Below are 15,940 nucleotides of genomic sequence, written 5' to 3'. Positions count from 1 at the left end.
AATAAGAGGCAATCATTCAATACACTTGTTACTCGTATAAATTCGCGGTCGCTTTCAATATATCCGCATGTAGGTATATATCATCCAGTGTTTCTATGGGATGGCGAGTTTCATTCTTTTCACTATCAAAAATGCCAAGATATTTTTGGCTGCGATTGAAGTGCAATCTGCAAATTGGTTTTCTATTATTGTCATCAAGTAGAATACCAAAATAACTCTTTGTGTCTCGCTGACTGATTCGATTGGCATCCACCACCGTTCGTACAATGGCTTTTACAATATGATAGCCTTCTAACTCTTCTAACGTTGTTTTGATTTCACTTTCTTCAGTAGTTGTTGGTTCACTTTGACCTTGTTCTACAGAGACATCGGAAGAAATGACAGGTAGTTGTCCCCCGCTCATCGCTGATTTCAATCGCTCATTTACCTGATCGTTTAAGAATTGGCTCGTTGCTTTATGGGTTAGCTCTGTAAATGAATCCTTAACTTTTTGCGTAAGAATTCCATCATAAACACGTGATGCGAAAAATTTTACAAAATCCTCGTCTGGTATAGTGAATTGTGATGCAATCAGCCGCTTAATTTGGCTGACATACTTTAATTCACCAGCAGCATTAATAATAGAATCGACATCAAATGCAGATTTCGTAAGCTTGCGTAATTCAGGAAGGACATATTCATCAATATCTAACAAATCAAATTCAAGGAATGGCTTCTCATCCATTTTATTAGGCGAATCTAAGTCGGTGAAAAACTTATACACCTGCCCATTTGTTAATATAGAAATACGAGCATTTGTCACGTGAAAATATCTGAACAATTGTGAGGCATGATTTAGATTTAGAGAGTCACCAATTTTTTTGCACTCGATCAGAATCTGCACTTCACCATTTTTAAAGATGGCATAGTCAATCTTTTCGCCTTTTTTAGTACCTACATCGCAGATAAATTCAGGAACAACTTCAGTTGGATCAAACACATCGTATCCAAGTACGTTATGGATGAACGGCATAACAAAAGCGGTTTTCGTTGCTTCTTCCGTTTGAATCGCACCAGCTTGCTGCTTTATTTTTGCTGAAAGGGTGTTTAATTTTTCCATAAAATCCATCACATCTACCTCTTTTGTATGAGTTTATAGATAGTCCATGATGCGAAAGGAAAAAAACTTGAAGTCCACCAAAGAAATTAATACAGGCACACTTGCAACTTCCAGTTTTAACTCAAAATTTCAGAAAACTCATTTCCAGGGTCCCTGCGATTGTCGCTTTTCTCACATGGTGCGTTATTTTCCCTTCGCTAAGCTGAACATATCGACCGCACACCTCATATGCATAGCGCGAGCACAGTGCAGAGAAAATGTTGATTGCGGCTCCAGCTCATTGAGCGAAACCTGCCGCATGGAAGCGGCGCTACAGTAAGGTGCATATTAATTCGGATTGAGGGAGCGCGCAGGTATACGGGTACAGTAAAACAGAGGCGAGTTATTGTCGGTAAAGAGATATCCCGAGTCATTTTCACGCAAGATATGCACGCGCAGCCCGCGATCTTTAGTATAAAAAAAGTCAGGCAAGAAGGTGAAAAGTTGCTTCATGTCTTCCGGCGGATCGCTGCTATCGTCAGCAATCATAATCGTGTCGCCTTGCTCCTTCCAATATTTGAAGGGGAAATTATTGGTGCGAGACACTGGGGGATTATTACTACGATGGAATGACCCCAAACTTTCAAAATTCCCGAAACCATCCGCGAAGGTATAATGCATAATCGAATTATAATGGTCATCCTTACCAATAAGGATTAACTGACTTTCACAGGAGAAGTGATTTTCATCGTAATGAATATACGCAATAGATAGCAATGGGATAATAATCATTGACAAAATGCCTACCCAGATAACACCTAATTTTTTATTGTTCATAGGCACCTCTTTTGAAAAAGTAGGATTTGCAGTGCGCGTCACGGATTTCTATTTTCTTATTACATAGCTGAACGGATGAGCCTTCCTGCAGGCGATTTATCGTCATATAAACGACGCTGCCCATGTTGCAAACCAGAGGATAACGTTTATTCATGGCGACAAAACTGTTTGTGCTGGTATCTACACCAGGATAAGAAGAATAAAGTTCACAGCCGTTAACCAAGCCGATGTAGCTATAGTTTTTGTAAAATGAGTCTTCTTTTATCAGGTTTATAACAAGCATGCCCCAGCAAAGTACGGCAAGAAGGCCTGCAAATATAAAGGACCATTTGGAACCTATAAAGCGCGCAAAACGACCAGGTGTTTTTTTATTCTCAACCATGCTGGCAGGTATGTTTGTGAATACTTCTGGCTGAGTTTCTGAAGCAGATAAAAAATCTTTGGGAGCGCCTACGCGCAATACGGCTATCGACTTAAACCCCATCTTTGGCATTGTTTTGATGATGTCTTCAGCAAGACCCGCTGATTTGAGCCCTTTCCTGATTGACGCAATATTCTGGTAAAGCGTATTCGTCGTGACCACTGAACCGTGTTTTTCCCACACCTCTTCGAACAAAAACTTCTGCGTTAGCACCTGATTATTATACTCAAGCAGCTTCAGTAAACATTCGCTCGCAGGCGTGTGGATAACAACAGCTCTTCCGTCATGGCCTTGCACGGGACGAAGGCTGTGTTCATCCGGATCAAAAACAAGAGTGCCGTTGATCAGGAAAACGCGTCTCATCATTGAGCTCCATATAACGAAAGTGCGGGCGTTATTGTCTCGCCGACCACAACCTGTAAAATCAAAAAAATCTTAATCATATTTTTTCTTTTTTATAATCAATAAACTACAGATTACATCCTGTACCGCATGCACGCTGACAAGAGTAAAAACTCAGGACTCTGAATCAGTATAAATCACATAACATCACTCCTCATTGCATCCGGAGCCTTTATGATGAGATTCATCCTTCGGCAGATGTATTGGTTAAACGAATGGTCAACGTCAATCTTGATTAAGGTAATTGACTGGAAGGAAGGGAGCAGAGACGCAATAGCATTCAAAGCTTAATTCAGCACAGATAATCCAGTAAAAACAGATCTGTATCGGGTTATCCAGTTGAACTCTCTGTTTAAAACAGAAATTTGGTGTTTCACATTGAGCTATGGCGGTATGGCAAAAACCAGTATAAATAATTAACCACCCACTCTTTATCGAAACTTTATGCTGAAAATTTCACTCAGGCAACTCGTTACGCTTCACCGGACCCATTTTAAGGGCTAAAAAACGCAGGTCTGACTCGATGTTGAAAGTATTTTCTGCCCACATATAATCGTCCTTATAAAGTTTGTGGCTTATAAGAAATATATATGTTCGGCAATACTATGGCCATTGCTATTACCTATGAGCATGAAAGACATGAGCTATCATTTATATGGCTTTATTATCGGCAAAGAAATTCATTTTGATGTAGAAACTGGGCGGATGTATCGTCTTCCTTCTACCCGAGCTAATAAAAATTTTATTTTCGGCACAATTTCATTTAATGAGACTATGTTGCAGTTATTTTTATATCTGCTAAAGCATGCCCGTAATAGAGAAGTGACCAAAGAAGAACTGTTCAAGAACGTGTGGGAAAATAATGACCTCAGTTCTTCATCACAACGTTTGTGGCAGGTACTCCACAACCTTAATAAGAAACTTAACACGTTGGGCTTACCTGCCGACTTTATTCGTAACATCAAGGGCTGTGGCTACATTATTAACTACCTTGATATCACGCCAGTCTATTACAGGATTAGTGATCTCCTGCCTAATTCTGAGCAAACAAAGGAGAGAGTGAAGTTAGTTAATATTCTGGGAGATTGAGTCGCCTCAGAATCTCTTGCCCTGGGCATAGTATGCCCAGGGCCTTTTTATAAGCACCTTCAATAAACATGATGAATAAATATAAGCAGCATATTTATCATCACACTTGAGGGTGCTTATAAGATGTTAGCCATGCCTTTCATCCTTTAGCTCACCTGGGCTTCACGCCGAAACGGAATATAACGATGAGTGTAAAAAACTATTTTTCAAATTTAAAAGTGAGTAAAAAGCTTTCCTTCGGTTTTACAGTGGTTTTATTGGTTACTGTTGCTATCGTTATATCGGGCATCGTCGGTTTAAAAAACGTGCAAGATAAAATTAATAAAATGTCGATGAGCACACAATTATTTAACTCACTTTCAGCCGCCAGACTGGGCCGTACCAATTACCAATACACCCATAATGCAAAATACCTTGAGCAAAATAAAAGCGCACTGGCGCGCATGGATGCCATTGTTAGCCAAATGAAGCATCTTAGCTGGTCAACTGAAGGGATGCAGTCACTGGTCGTCACTGAAAAAGCGGTTAAAAACTATATCGCGGCAACCCGCCCTTTTGTTGATGCGTTAAGTCAAAAAGAGAAAGATGTTCAACTGCTGAATTCGAAAGATCTCTATAACAAATCTTTAGTTGCCGATCGACTGAGCCGTGACAATACGCTGAATGACGATCAGCAAACCCAGCTTTCACAGCTCGCTTTTATGTTCAACGATATCGACTCCGCGCTGAACGATTATAAAGAAAACCCAACAGAACAGAGTCAAAAAGCCCTCGATGGGCGTCTGGAAAATGCCATGACCAGCGCCGAACAAATGTTAGCGGTGCTTCCGGCGATACAACACGACTGGCTGCAAAAAAGTATGCAGGAGATGCACGGTTTTGCTGCGGAAATGCCGATCTATCGTACCTCATGGAATACGGTTAACACGGCATCGAACAACTTAACTGCGCGCGCGGTGGAGTTAACGAGTGCGGTCACAAATCAATTTACGCTACAACAAAAAACGGCTGAGAAAGGCGTATTGAATGCCGAGTTGCAGATGGAAATCGTCGCGCTTATCGGGATTATTATCGGCATATTGATGGCCTTCGTGATCACCCGTTCTATTACTCGCCCATTGATTGAAACGTTGCAGGTTGCCGAGCAAATTGCCAAAGGGGATCTCACCAGCACGCTGGAAAGTGTCCGTCGTGATGAGCCGGGTCTGCTGATGCAGGCTGTCGCTACGATGAACAACAATTTGAAAGATATTATTCATAACGTGCGTGATGGCGTCGACAGCGTGGCGCGCTCATCGTCTGAAATTGCTGCCGGTAATATGGATTTATCCGCCCGTACCGAGCAGCAATCTGCCGCCGTGGTGGAAACCGCCGCCAGCATGGAAGAGCTGACATCCACCGTCGCCCTGAATGCCGAAAATGCCAAACATGCGCGCCAGTTAGCGGAAGCCGCCTCGCAAAAAGCCAATGAAGGAAGTCAGATTTCTAAGATGGTCATCGACACGATGAAAAACGTGCAGAGCAGCTCGCACCGTATTTCGGAAATCACGACTGTCATCAACAGCATCGCATTCCAGACCAATATTCTGGCGTTGAATGCCGCCGTTGAAGCAGCACGAGCGGGAGATCAGGGGAAAGGTTTTGCCGTAGTGGCCGGTGAAGTGCGTAACCTGGCGCAGCGTAGTGCGCAGTCAGCAAAAGAGATTGAAACCTTGATTCACGAATCAGTTTCTTACGTCGATTCAGGGTTCCGTCTGGTGGAAGGTGCAGGTGTCGCCATGGAAAACATTGAAACGTCCGTTATCCAGGTGAGAGATATCATGAGTGAAATTGCGGCGGCGACCGATGAACAAAGCCGAGGGATTTCGCAGATTGCGCAAGCGATGGCAGAAATGGATACAACAACCCAACAGAATGCGGCATTAGTCGAAGAATCTTCCGCTGCCGCAAGCTCGCTTGAAGATCAGGCGGTGCAGTTGGAGAAAGTGGTGTCGATATTTCGGGTTTCAAAAACCCAAACGGAGGCGGCAGACATTCGCCCTTCTGCCCCCCATCACACTCAGCCAAAACCAGCCAGAAAAACGGCAGCGAACAGTAAAGACAGCTGGGTAGAATTTTAACGATTTTTTGTTGTGCCAACGACCAGGGAAATGGGCGGTAAACCGCCCTTAATAACCATAAAAAATAGCCATGGAAGGCAACACTTAATACTGCGCGCCGCGCGCCTCCGTGAAGCCGTACAGCGAGTAACGTTTCTGCAATGGCTGGCCGCCGTCACGCGTCAACGGCACCCAGTTGAAACCGGCCTCGGTGTTCGTCGGTCGCGTGCTCAGCAAATCCAGTGGAATCGAGATGTAGAACCCTTTGGTGAAGCTCCCTTCGCCGTAATCGTGAGACGACACATTGGTCAATGTAGCGTATGCGCCAGCGGTAATCCCGCTTGAGAAACGGCGAGAAATATCCAGCGTGCCGCCTTTATCGCCAGCCAGATAGCGCCCGACACTCACTTTCAGCAGGAAATCATCGGCAAACCACGGCTGCCAGTAACCCGTCACATTCCCGGTGGTAACGCTGTAGTCGGCCATTCTCATCGGGTCATTCCAGTCACGCTGTTTAACCCAGTTCAGATCGGCACCCACGGCCCACTGTTGATCCAGCGGACGGTACAGCACTTCGCTCCCCACCCCGGCAAACATCATCTCCAGATAGCCGCCGTAGTTCTGCATGTACCAACCATCACCCAGTGCGCCAATACGCGTGAGTTGCAGGTTATTCAGGTACAGGTCGCTACTATCGACATACTCACGAATATGGGTACGCACCTGTGGAATATGGCTGTCAGGCGGAGGAGCGGTGAAGTTGAACTTGTCGTAGTTGTTGTACACGTTAAGCCACGCCACGCCGCCAATTGTCCAGTTATCGGTCAGTTGGTAATCAACACTGCCGCTCAGCGCAAACTGATACATATAGAACGATTCAGGCCCGCCGAATGACTGATTTAAGATCGGCGACCAGTCGAAGCTCAGAGAAGATTGCTTCTCGGCGTAGCCAGCCTGCATATGCGATGGCTGCTGTGGCTCCTGATGGATATCGATGTTGCCAGGCTCAGGCGCACCGAGTGGTACCCCGCTAAACGCCTGGTCAAGCGACGCCACATCGCTGCGATGGCTGATCATCGGCAGACGTTCGCTGTTTTCAGTCACCACAATCTGACGCGTGCCTTCCGGCAGATTATTCATCACGATGCGGTTAGCGCGCTCAATCCCTTCCTCGCGAACACGGTAATCGGTTTGCTCACCGGAGACATACACCGTATCCCCTGCCCGCTGGATGGAAGGCGATGATAAACCGGCATTGTCGCGCAGCGCATTAAGCTGGGCATCCGCCGTGTGCGGGTCAAAATCTGCGGCTTGCGTGGCTGGCGCATAAACAGGACGAGTAGGTTTTTGTGCCGGACTGCGCAGCGCCTCAAAATTGGTGACCAGTGTGAAGCCGAAGGTCATCGTGTTGCCACGCTCATAACCCAGATTCAGATCGCCCCAGTCACCCAGGCGGTACAACATCCCAACGTTAATCGGACTATCTTGTGCCAACTTACCCGCGCGATCGTCGCGGTAATTATTCCCGTCGTATTCCACTTTAAAACGCAATGGCTGCCACGGCGTCTGGTATTCCACGCCACCGAACAATGCTGCTGGGCCGTGGAAGAAACGATCTGCATCCACCTTACCGCCACTGCCACTGTAACCTTCCTCGCGCTGGCAAAAACCTTCGCTGGCTTTGCAGAATGGGTTAGTGATATTGCCGCTGTTGCCAACATAGCCCCAGCCCATCCCGAGCGTGAAATCAAACGGCCCTGCCGCTTTCGTCGCCACAAGATATTCGCTGTCGAACAAACCGGTACCGCCGATATCTCTGAATCCTAGCGAGATATCCGGCGTCCAGCGGGTTTCCTGCCACAGGCGGGCTTTCAGATCGATAGCTTTATCTTTATAGGTCTGGTCGCCGCTGAAATCTTCCGCACCGTAACGGCGAGTACGCACGTCGGTATAACGGATGGTGCTTTCCAGCCACGGCATCAACTGCAGAGTTAACGACCAGAAACGGTATTGGTCATTGTCCCGGTAGTTCACGTTGAATTCACCAGAAGGGGCCATACGCGCGGTGGGCATCTGTAATAAGCCGACACCACCAAAATCTGACTGTGAAGGGGTGACGTACGGGGTATATAGCGGCGTGCCCCAGTCAGCACTGGCCACGTGGCTGAAACCACCAAGAGACAGCGCAATCATAGAACTGAGTGTAGTGAGTTTCATTGCGCGACAGTCCGTTGTGTAAGCAAGTGGATAATCTCCTGGTTAAGCGCCTGATAACCTTGCGGTAATGCAGACGTTTGCAGGTTCAACCAAATCTGACTGCCGGGCTGTGGCTCATGGTAACGACGATTCCAGTAACCCGTGGGGACGGTTTCGGTGGTGCCGTCTGGCGCAATCACCGTCACGGTGTCCGCATCGATACCGGACTGTTGCTGGTCAATCGCAACATAAGCAGCGGTCTGTTTACCTGCAACCCAGGTAACGGCAGTTCGCGAACTGTTCCATAACGTCAGGTCACGCTTCGGCACATTTGTAACGTAGAGGCGATACGCGCCCGCAAGCTTCGGTGAATACTCAGATTTCAGACGCACAACATCCGGGTCCAGAGAGAGTGGATAAGCACCGACCGCTTTCCATTCATTGATTCGCTGGCGCAAAACGTTAACGCGTTGAGCCTGGAGATAATCGCCCTGCTGCTGCAACTGATTACCGAGTGCTGCAAGCTTTGCGACAATCTGCTGCTGGCGTTGCTGCTGTTCAGCATCGCTCGCAGGGGTTGAAATCTTCGCGGTGCGCCAGTCGATATTGGCAGGCAGTGCAGAGCTTGTGACCAGTTCACTCAGGTCGTTGGCATTCACATTGGCGGGGGAACATACGGGCTGACAAATAAGGGTAACCCGCCCCTGGCTGTAACTCAGCGGGGCTACCGCCAACAAGGTGGCGGTAAGCAAGAATGGTTTCATCATCAGGAATAGGGTTTCAGTAAAGTGAGGGACCACACCGGGCCATGAGGATGCAGGGTTTGTTCGGTGTGAACCACCTGCCCGGTTTGCGCATCGACCCAGTATTGTTGGGTATAAGTGGCACCATCAACGTCAGAAGAAACCTGTTCTTCCAGCAGACGATAATTGCGGGTGTTACCAACAATGGTGAAATCTTGCGTGCCTGCCCAATGGAAGCGTGAAGTCACTGAAGCCGCATGGAAAGAATCACTCTTCCATTGCGTTTGTGCTTTCCACTGTTGCCCTTCATGAATGGTTAACGGATTGGCTAATGGATCGGGAGTGCTGCTTTCGAACGTCAGCAGGTTATCCGGAAAACCGATGGTTTTAATAATGCGGCCATTTTGCGTGGCGACCATTTTTGAATCGGCGGTGAGCCACTTCTGAATATGGTTTTCATTCCACGCCAGCACGATAAAGGCTAACGGGCCGTCATCTACTTTAAGGGACATAGACGCATAGGGAACGCTGCTAACTTTACTGCTATCGATTTTCGCATCCTGCGAAGAAAAGGTTTGTGAAATAGTTTGTGAAACAATACCAGGGCGATATTGGCTGCAGGCGCTGAGTAAAATAACCGCGCCGGCCAGGCATATTTTTTTATACATATTAAGAGCCGTAAGCTGGCAAAAAAATGGGGCCCCAGAAGCACCCCATGAATATTAGAAATGATTAATGCGTAGAAGTGGTGGTGCTGGTGCTGGTGCTGCCACCTTTGCTGTCGCGGTTGTTGCTAACAACGAGCGCAGAAATGGCGACTGCACCCACCACACCGACACCGATAGCAACCGCAGAACCGGTTGCCACACCCGCAGCTGCAGTTGAAGAACCTGCAGCGGTACCAGCAGCAGATTCAGTCGCAGCCATCGATGCCATAGGTGCCGCCAGTACACACAGCATTAGCGCAGATAATTTAATCAATTTCATTTATAGCCCTCTATTATTGTTTCATTGGTGTATTTTCCCGGTGGAATAAATTCCACCGGGAAAAATTGATGTCTAATAAATTTTAAAAAGTAATATGAATATTAGATTGTTAGCAAGATAAAAACATCACCAGTTAGAACATACACCACTAAATGTGTGTCTTAATTCCAGGTGTGTTTTTAAGGAAGGAGAGTGTGGATTTATGAAATATGATTATATACATGCAATAAAATAGAGCACCAAGTGCAGGCAATGTAATTAGTTGGTATTCAAAAATAAAATCATTGCGAGCCCTAACAAAAATAATAAATAATGACATTAATACAGATGCTGTTATCGAAGGATAAATCACCTTCAAAATATTTAGCAGATTACCATTTAAAAGAGACATCACAACAGACATACATATCAAGAAATTAGCGACGTTTGCAATCAAATAGAATTTTGCTATATACATAATCCCAAGTTGAGAGCCTACAATGAATGCACCAACTTGAAGAATTGCACTAACAACACCAAGTAAAAATAGCACCTTAGCTTTGTTTCGAGCCATAAATATAGCACCACAGGTACTAACAATAGCCTGAATATAACCGGTAGGTGCTAGCCATAATAATAAATCACTTGTTAAACCCCACTGCCCTCCCATTATAAAATTTATAAAAGGCTCACGAAGTATAGCAAGACCACTCATTATAGGGCATACCAATAGAGATATAACAGATATTACTTTAAGATAAATATCTTTTACCTCATGAATGTTATCTTGCTTTCTACTGATTACAGGAAACAATGCCCTAGTTGCCACAAATGTTAAACTCTGTAATGGAAACAGCATAATTCTATATGCTAATGAATATGCTCCCAATATCTGAGGTGAAAAAACATGCCCAATTATGATGCTATCTGCGTTTCTGGAGAAATAATTTATAATGTTAAAACCTGTTAAATTCCCGCTAAATGATAATATATTCTTACACTCATCACGGTTTAGAGAGACTTTATTCATTGGCCGCCAATCACTTCCCAACCATAATAAAATGGTGGAAAATAAAGAGGATATGAGAGTCTGAGCAACCAAACTATAAACACCATAACCGAGAAGAGCCATCAATATAGCGATAACCAAGCCCAGTGCAGAAGATGACATTTCAACAAAAGCGACTTTATTAAACTTTGACTCTCGCTCAAGTAGAGCCAAGTGGACAGAGGAAAGACTGGTTACAGGAAAGCTTAAAGAAATAATACATAATATAAACACTAGTCTTTTTTCATGAAATAGTTGTGCAATAAAGGGAGAGCAAATGGCTATAACCACACCAATACTTAGCCCCATAAATACATTCAACCAAAATACAGCATTTATTGTTTTTCTATCTAGCTCTTTCTTTTGAATAATTGCAGCAGAAGTACCAAGATCTCTAAATATTGATGCAAACACTGTAACAACTAAAGCCATGGACATAACACCATATTCTTTTGGTGCAATAATCCTTGCCAGAACAACCATTCCAACGATTTGTACAACTATTTTAAATACTTGATTAATTCCTACCCACTTTATATTTTTCTTGATTTGCATAAATCTACCTGAATGTCACATGTGCTACAACATAAACTCTAGTGATAGTACATTTGATTTTTCAATTTTAATAAACCACTAAAAACATTATCAAAATAAATTTTTTCAAACCAACCATAAACCACTTCAGGCAGCAATGCTAAAATTATTTTTATAAAATACCTTACAACTAATTTTCACCAAAAATATCTCGTGTATAAACCTTATCTACCACATCAGCGAGCTCTTCAACCATGCGGTTAGAAATGATGACATCTGACATTACTTTAAACGCATCAACATCACGAATGACCTTCGATTTAAAGAACTCGTTCTCCTGTAGAACAGGCTCATAAACCACAACTTCTATGCCTTTGGCTTTAATGCGCTTCATGATCCCCTGAATAGAGGAAGCGCGGAAATTATCCGATCCCGCCTTCATGATCAGACGATACACACCAACACATTTTGGCGAGCGGCTAAGAATCGCATCAGCAACAAAATCTTTACGCGTACGGTTAGCATCGACAATCGCGTTGATCAGGTTGTTAGGCACATTATTGTAGTTAGCCAATAACTGCTTGGTATCTTTTGGCAAGCAATAACCCCCGTAACCAAAAGAAGGGTTGTTGTAGTGGTTGCCAATACGTGGGTCCAGGCAAACGCCTTCAATGATATCGCGGGCGTTCAGGCCATGGGTTTCTGCGTAGCTATCGAGCTCATTAAAATAAGCAACTCGCATGGCCAGATAGGTATTGGAAAATAACTTAATTGCTTCAGCTTCTGTTGAGTCGGTAAACACCACCTGGACGCTTTTATCAACGGCACCTTCAAGTAACAATCCAGCGAAGACAGAAGCTCGCTCAGAACGTTCGCCAACAACAATGCGCGATGGATGCAAGTTATCGTGCAAAGCTTTCCCTTCACGTAAGAACTCTGGTGAGAAGAGAATATTATCTACGCCAAACAACTGCTTGATACGGGCCGTATAACCTACAGGCACTGTGGATTTAATAACCATCACTGCCGAAGGATTAATAGCAACGACATCTCTAATCACCGCCTCTACCGAGGAGGTATTAAAGTAGTTTGTTTTAGGATCATAATCAGTCGGCGTCGCGATAATCACGAAGTCAGCATTACAGTAAGCTTCCTGCTTATCTGTGGTTGCCCTGAAGTTTAATCGTTTGGTCGTAAGATAATGCTCGATATCCTTATCAACAATTGTAGAGATTTTATCATTTAGCAAATCGACTTTTTGTTGGATGATGTCTAATGCGATTACGTCATGATTCTGTGCAAGTAAAACCCCGTTGGATAAACCAACGTAACCAGTTCCAGATATTGCTATTCTCATATTACTTCACTTTAACTCTGTTTATTATTTCTTTAACTATATTTTTCAAACGCCTAATTATTTTCTTATTTATATGCGAGGGGTTTTTTAGAATTGAATTAACAGCAGAGCTTTGGATCATTTCATTTGTGTCAACACAATAAACTGGTTTACCTGTGCGCTTACAAATATTAATTGCTTGATCAATTTCACTTTCAATAAATAGACTTGCATTTAGTTTATTGTAGGCAAGTGATTTATGTGTAGAGTGCGCACCGCTTTTAATTCTTTCTTCTTTAGTTGGTAAATCGAGCATGATTAAACTATCATATTGAACACCATGTTTTTCAAGCCATGATTCTGTTTCAGAACGATATTTTTCCAATCTACTTGTGACTAATGCATGTATTTTAACTGATGGTATAAACAACGGCTCAGCATTCAGTAGAAAATGTCTATATTTATCGCCATCATCATTTTCCTCAGGTGTTGGATCTATACAAAGCACACCATCAATATCGACACAGGATTTTTCGATAACTGGATGATGATAAATATTCCATTCAAATACGCGCGGATGAGGAACATACTCCAGAAACAAATCAACATCATTTCGCTTCAAAGAAGATGAGTAAATTGCTAATGTTGAAACTCTATTTTTTAAGTGTTGTGGTATCCTCATCAATTCATTATTAATAGAACGACCAGAATCAATACTATCATCTACTAATAATATCTTTTTTGCATCATGTGGATTGGATAAATTATTATTGTAACACCGCGTGTTACCTTTTTTTAATGGGGTGTTATTAATAAATGATGCAATATCTGTACAGTCAATATTTAAATACAATGCAATGGTATAGGCGGGAATCATACCACTTCTCGGAATTCCAACAACAAGATCAACATCAAGTTTATTTATCTTGAATAAATTCTTTCTAATATCATGGCTTAAACTGGAAATGTTTTTAAAATGCATAAAATCTCGCTAACATTTATTACATCAGTAATGTTTTTCACAAAATATTTAAAATAAAAAATCATCTATTTTTAATTTTAAATAAAAGCCTAATCATGTATTCTACTAAGGAATGCATCTTCGTTTTAGACATAAACAATAGAATTACATACATATAAAATAATTTATCACCACACTCTTTAGTCAAGGATGTAAAATACTCAAGAGCCACAAGATCTTTATTATAAAATGCATTAAAATAATGAAGCCTTACAAAGGAACTATGAAATTTTTTATCATTTAAATAAGTATTGATGAAATATTCACTAGCTGAAATATTCATAGAATTACTCATTTGAATATTCGCACCACAATTAATTTGAACTAATGACTGATTATCATACAGCATCCTCTCATCTGCATCATAGCATCTAATTCCAAACCCCCAGTCTTGGTGTTTGTATTGCAAGGAATCAAAAAGAGTTCCTTTATGATATCTTTTATCAATTGATATTGTTGAAGATCGGAAATCACCTTTTTGGGAAAAAATGAATTCTCTCATATCCACCCCATCATTATAATTCTTAGACATTACTTTAACGTCATCATTTATATTTAAAATAAAACATCCAAAATACACCCCTACATTATTTACTTCCATAACTGATAGTCTGCTTTTAACATAGTTAGGTGTAAAATAATCATCAGAGTCTAAAAAAAACACATTATTATACTTAGAATTTAAAAAACCAATATTTCGTGAATCCGAAGCATTACTTTTGCTATTTTTTTTAATAACCCTTACATTACCAATAGATTGTATAATCTCTAGTACTATGTCTATATCACTTGAAACATCATCGACAAGTATAATCTCAAAAACATATCCTTTTGCTGCCTCAATTATACTATCGATTGTTTTTTTAATATATTTAGCACTATTATATATAGGAACAACTACTGATAAAGATTTTTCCATCATTATATTTCATCACATAATAATTTTTCTGGATAATAAAAACAGTGCAATTTTAACTGAAAAAAAATAAATCACACTCTTACTATTTGCAGTTTAGCTCATTAAAAAAATCAACAACGGCTTGATATTACTTATCATGAAGAGATAGTTCTATTAGATGATGTAACTATAAGTACTAAGCCTAACATGCAAAATGTACTATTAAGCGAACTTACAGAAAATCCATTTAATAATATGCAAAAAAAAGCTATACCAGCAGAACGAAGCGATAAGTGTTCACGTAATAGCCTCCATAAAATATATAATGTTAGTATAAACCCTAAACTCCCGAAATCATAAAAAAGTCGTAAAACGAAAGCATGCAATATTACTGAGTAACACTCATATCTCCCACTATAGCTAAAAAGTTGTTGATAAAAAGACAAGCGAGAGCAGGTTGCTCCATCTAAGGGCTTCAGTACAAAATCCCCAAAAATATAATCTAAAGTATTCCAGTCCTTAATTGAATGTAGAAAGCCTTCAAAAAAAACATATCTGTCTATTTGTTTTAGCTCTGTCCCACTCATACGGGATTCGAATATTTTAAATACCACGAGAGCTAATGCAGATAAAAAAAGCAGCTTTAACAGTATTTTATAATCTAATTTTTTTACCATGTAACAAAACATCATAAAAAGAATACACAATAAACCAGATCGAGACCCAGAGAGTATAAATATAGATGGCAAAATCACCAACTCTATATTGGTTAGCGGTCCAACCCTTTCAATTTTTGTGATTGAAAGAAGAATTAAAAAAAGAAGTTCAAAATTATTCTCAACAAAAACCCCTGGCCTTCCAGTATTAGATATAAAATGCCATAAAATGTATTTAGCCAAAAAAGCATATATTAACAACGTATATGTGTTTTTTATAAAAGAAGGTGTAAATATTTTCTTGCCAGAAAGATAATAAAGCACGGAAATATATACAACAAATTTATTAGCCAATATAAAATCAATATAATTAACATCAAAAACCCCAACATTAATTATTATCTTTACAGTTATGTATGTGATTATTATATAAAAAACCACCAAGTTAAACTTTGAATCAAATTTAGCCTTAAGGAAAAATGGTGTTGCCAATATTATCACATCTAATATATTGTCTACTGGTAAAAGATTGTATTCTTTATAAGTTATCAATCCAGTAATTACAAAAATGAGCAATGAAACAGAATATATACTTGTTAGTGGCATGATTTACTAT

Annotated in this window: 14 protein-coding genes; 2 read left to right on the top strand and 12 right to left on the bottom strand. The window is 41.5% G+C overall.

Going from position 1 to position 15,940, the window contains the following annotated elements:
- Positions 1 to 28: 28 nt before the first annotated feature.
- From OH773_RS00945 to OH773_RS00935, 3 genes are all read right to left on the bottom strand, one after another.
- Positions 29 to 1,108, bottom strand: a complete 1,080-nt coding sequence (locus OH773_RS00945; RefSeq protein WP_270142221.1) for a type I restriction endonuclease — start codon at positions 1,106 to 1,108, stop codon at positions 29 to 31.
- 318 nt (positions 1,109 to 1,426) lie between these two features.
- The gene (locus OH773_RS00940; protein WP_270142218.1) at positions 1,427 to 1,915 is read right to left on the bottom strand and encodes a hypothetical protein; all 489 of its coding nucleotides are present in this window, start codon (positions 1,913 to 1,915) and stop codon (positions 1,427 to 1,429) included.
- The gene (locus OH773_RS00935) at positions 1,905 to 2,702 is read right to left on the bottom strand and encodes a winged helix-turn-helix domain-containing protein (protein WP_270142216.1); all 798 of its coding nucleotides are present in this window, start codon (positions 2,700 to 2,702) and stop codon (positions 1,905 to 1,907) included. The genes OH773_RS00940 and OH773_RS00935 overlap by 11 nt, the downstream gene beginning before the upstream one ends.
- Positions 2,703 to 3,377: 675 nt before the next feature.
- Here OH773_RS00935 and OH773_RS00930 point away from each other — a divergent pair.
- Together OH773_RS00930 and OH773_RS00925 are read left to right on the top strand one after the other, a co-directional pair.
- Complete coding sequence (locus OH773_RS00930) at positions 3,378 to 3,827, top strand: winged helix-turn-helix domain-containing protein (protein WP_183272213.1); 450 nt, start codon at positions 3,378 to 3,380, stop codon at positions 3,825 to 3,827.
- Between the two features lie 332 nt (positions 3,828 to 4,159).
- Positions 4,160 to 5,947 carry a methyl-accepting chemotaxis protein gene (locus tag OH773_RS00925; RefSeq protein WP_270142212.1) on the top strand — a complete coding sequence of 596 codons (1,788 nt, stop codon included), beginning with the start codon at positions 4,160 to 4,162 and terminating at the stop codon, positions 5,945 to 5,947.
- A gap of 84 nt (positions 5,948 to 6,031) precedes the next feature.
- Here OH773_RS00925 and OH773_RS00920 read toward each other — a convergent pair whose 3' ends face one another.
- The 9 genes from OH773_RS00920 to OH773_RS00880 all read right to left on the bottom strand — a co-directional run bounded on the left by OH773_RS00920 (position 6,032) and on the right by OH773_RS00880 (position 15,930).
- Positions 6,032 to 8,143, bottom strand: coding sequence for a YjbH domain-containing protein (locus tag OH773_RS00920; RefSeq protein WP_270142210.1), 2,112 nt, complete (start codon positions 8,141 to 8,143; stop codon positions 6,032 to 6,034).
- Entirely contained in the window at positions 8,140 to 8,889 is a 750-nt protein-coding gene (locus OH773_RS00915; RefSeq protein ID WP_270142208.1) for a capsule biosynthesis GfcC family protein, read from the bottom strand. The genes OH773_RS00920 and OH773_RS00915 overlap by 4 nt, the downstream gene beginning before the upstream one ends.
- On the bottom strand, positions 8,889 to 9,533 hold the full coding sequence (locus OH773_RS00910) for a YjbF family lipoprotein (protein WP_270142206.1): 645 nt from the start codon (positions 9,531 to 9,533) through the stop codon (positions 8,889 to 8,891). Before OH773_RS00910 ends, OH773_RS00915 begins: the two co-directional genes overlap by 1 nt.
- Before the next feature lie 64 nt (positions 9,534 to 9,597).
- Positions 9,598 to 9,852, bottom strand: coding sequence for an exopolysaccharide production protein YjbE (gene yjbE / locus OH773_RS00905; protein WP_270142203.1), 255 nt, complete (start codon positions 9,850 to 9,852; stop codon positions 9,598 to 9,600).
- Between the two features lie 148 nt (positions 9,853 to 10,000).
- Positions 10,001 to 11,434, bottom strand: a complete 1,434-nt coding sequence (locus OH773_RS00900) for a lipopolysaccharide biosynthesis protein (protein WP_270142201.1) — start codon at positions 11,432 to 11,434, stop codon at positions 10,001 to 10,003.
- Between the two features lie 169 nt (positions 11,435 to 11,603).
- Positions 11,604 to 12,770, bottom strand: a complete 1,167-nt coding sequence (locus OH773_RS00895) for a nucleotide sugar dehydrogenase (RefSeq protein WP_270142198.1) — start codon at positions 12,768 to 12,770, stop codon at positions 11,604 to 11,606.
- Between the two features lies 1 nt (position 12,771).
- On the bottom strand, positions 12,772 to 13,731 hold the full coding sequence (locus OH773_RS00890) for a phosphoribosyltransferase family protein (RefSeq protein WP_270142195.1): 960 nt from the start codon (positions 13,729 to 13,731) through the stop codon (positions 12,772 to 12,774).
- 61 nt (positions 13,732 to 13,792) lie between these two features.
- Positions 13,793 to 14,692 carry a glycosyltransferase family 2 protein gene (locus OH773_RS00885; protein WP_270142193.1) on the bottom strand — a complete coding sequence of 300 codons (900 nt, stop codon included), beginning with the start codon at positions 14,690 to 14,692 and terminating at the stop codon, positions 13,793 to 13,795.
- A gap of 131 nt (positions 14,693 to 14,823) precedes the next feature.
- On the bottom strand, positions 14,824 to 15,930 hold the full coding sequence (locus OH773_RS00880; RefSeq protein WP_270142191.1) for a hypothetical protein: 1,107 nt from the start codon (positions 15,928 to 15,930) through the stop codon (positions 14,824 to 14,826).
- Between the last annotated feature and the right edge of the window lie 10 nt (positions 15,931 to 15,940).

It is taken from the genome of Buttiauxella sp. WJP83 (assembly GCF_027594725.1).
GTDB classification, from domain to species: Bacteria; Pseudomonadota; Gammaproteobacteria; order Enterobacterales; family Enterobacteriaceae; genus Buttiauxella; species Buttiauxella selenatireducens.
Note: the sequence above shows the minus strand (reverse complement) of the source record. Positions and strands in the feature narration are given on the sequence as shown.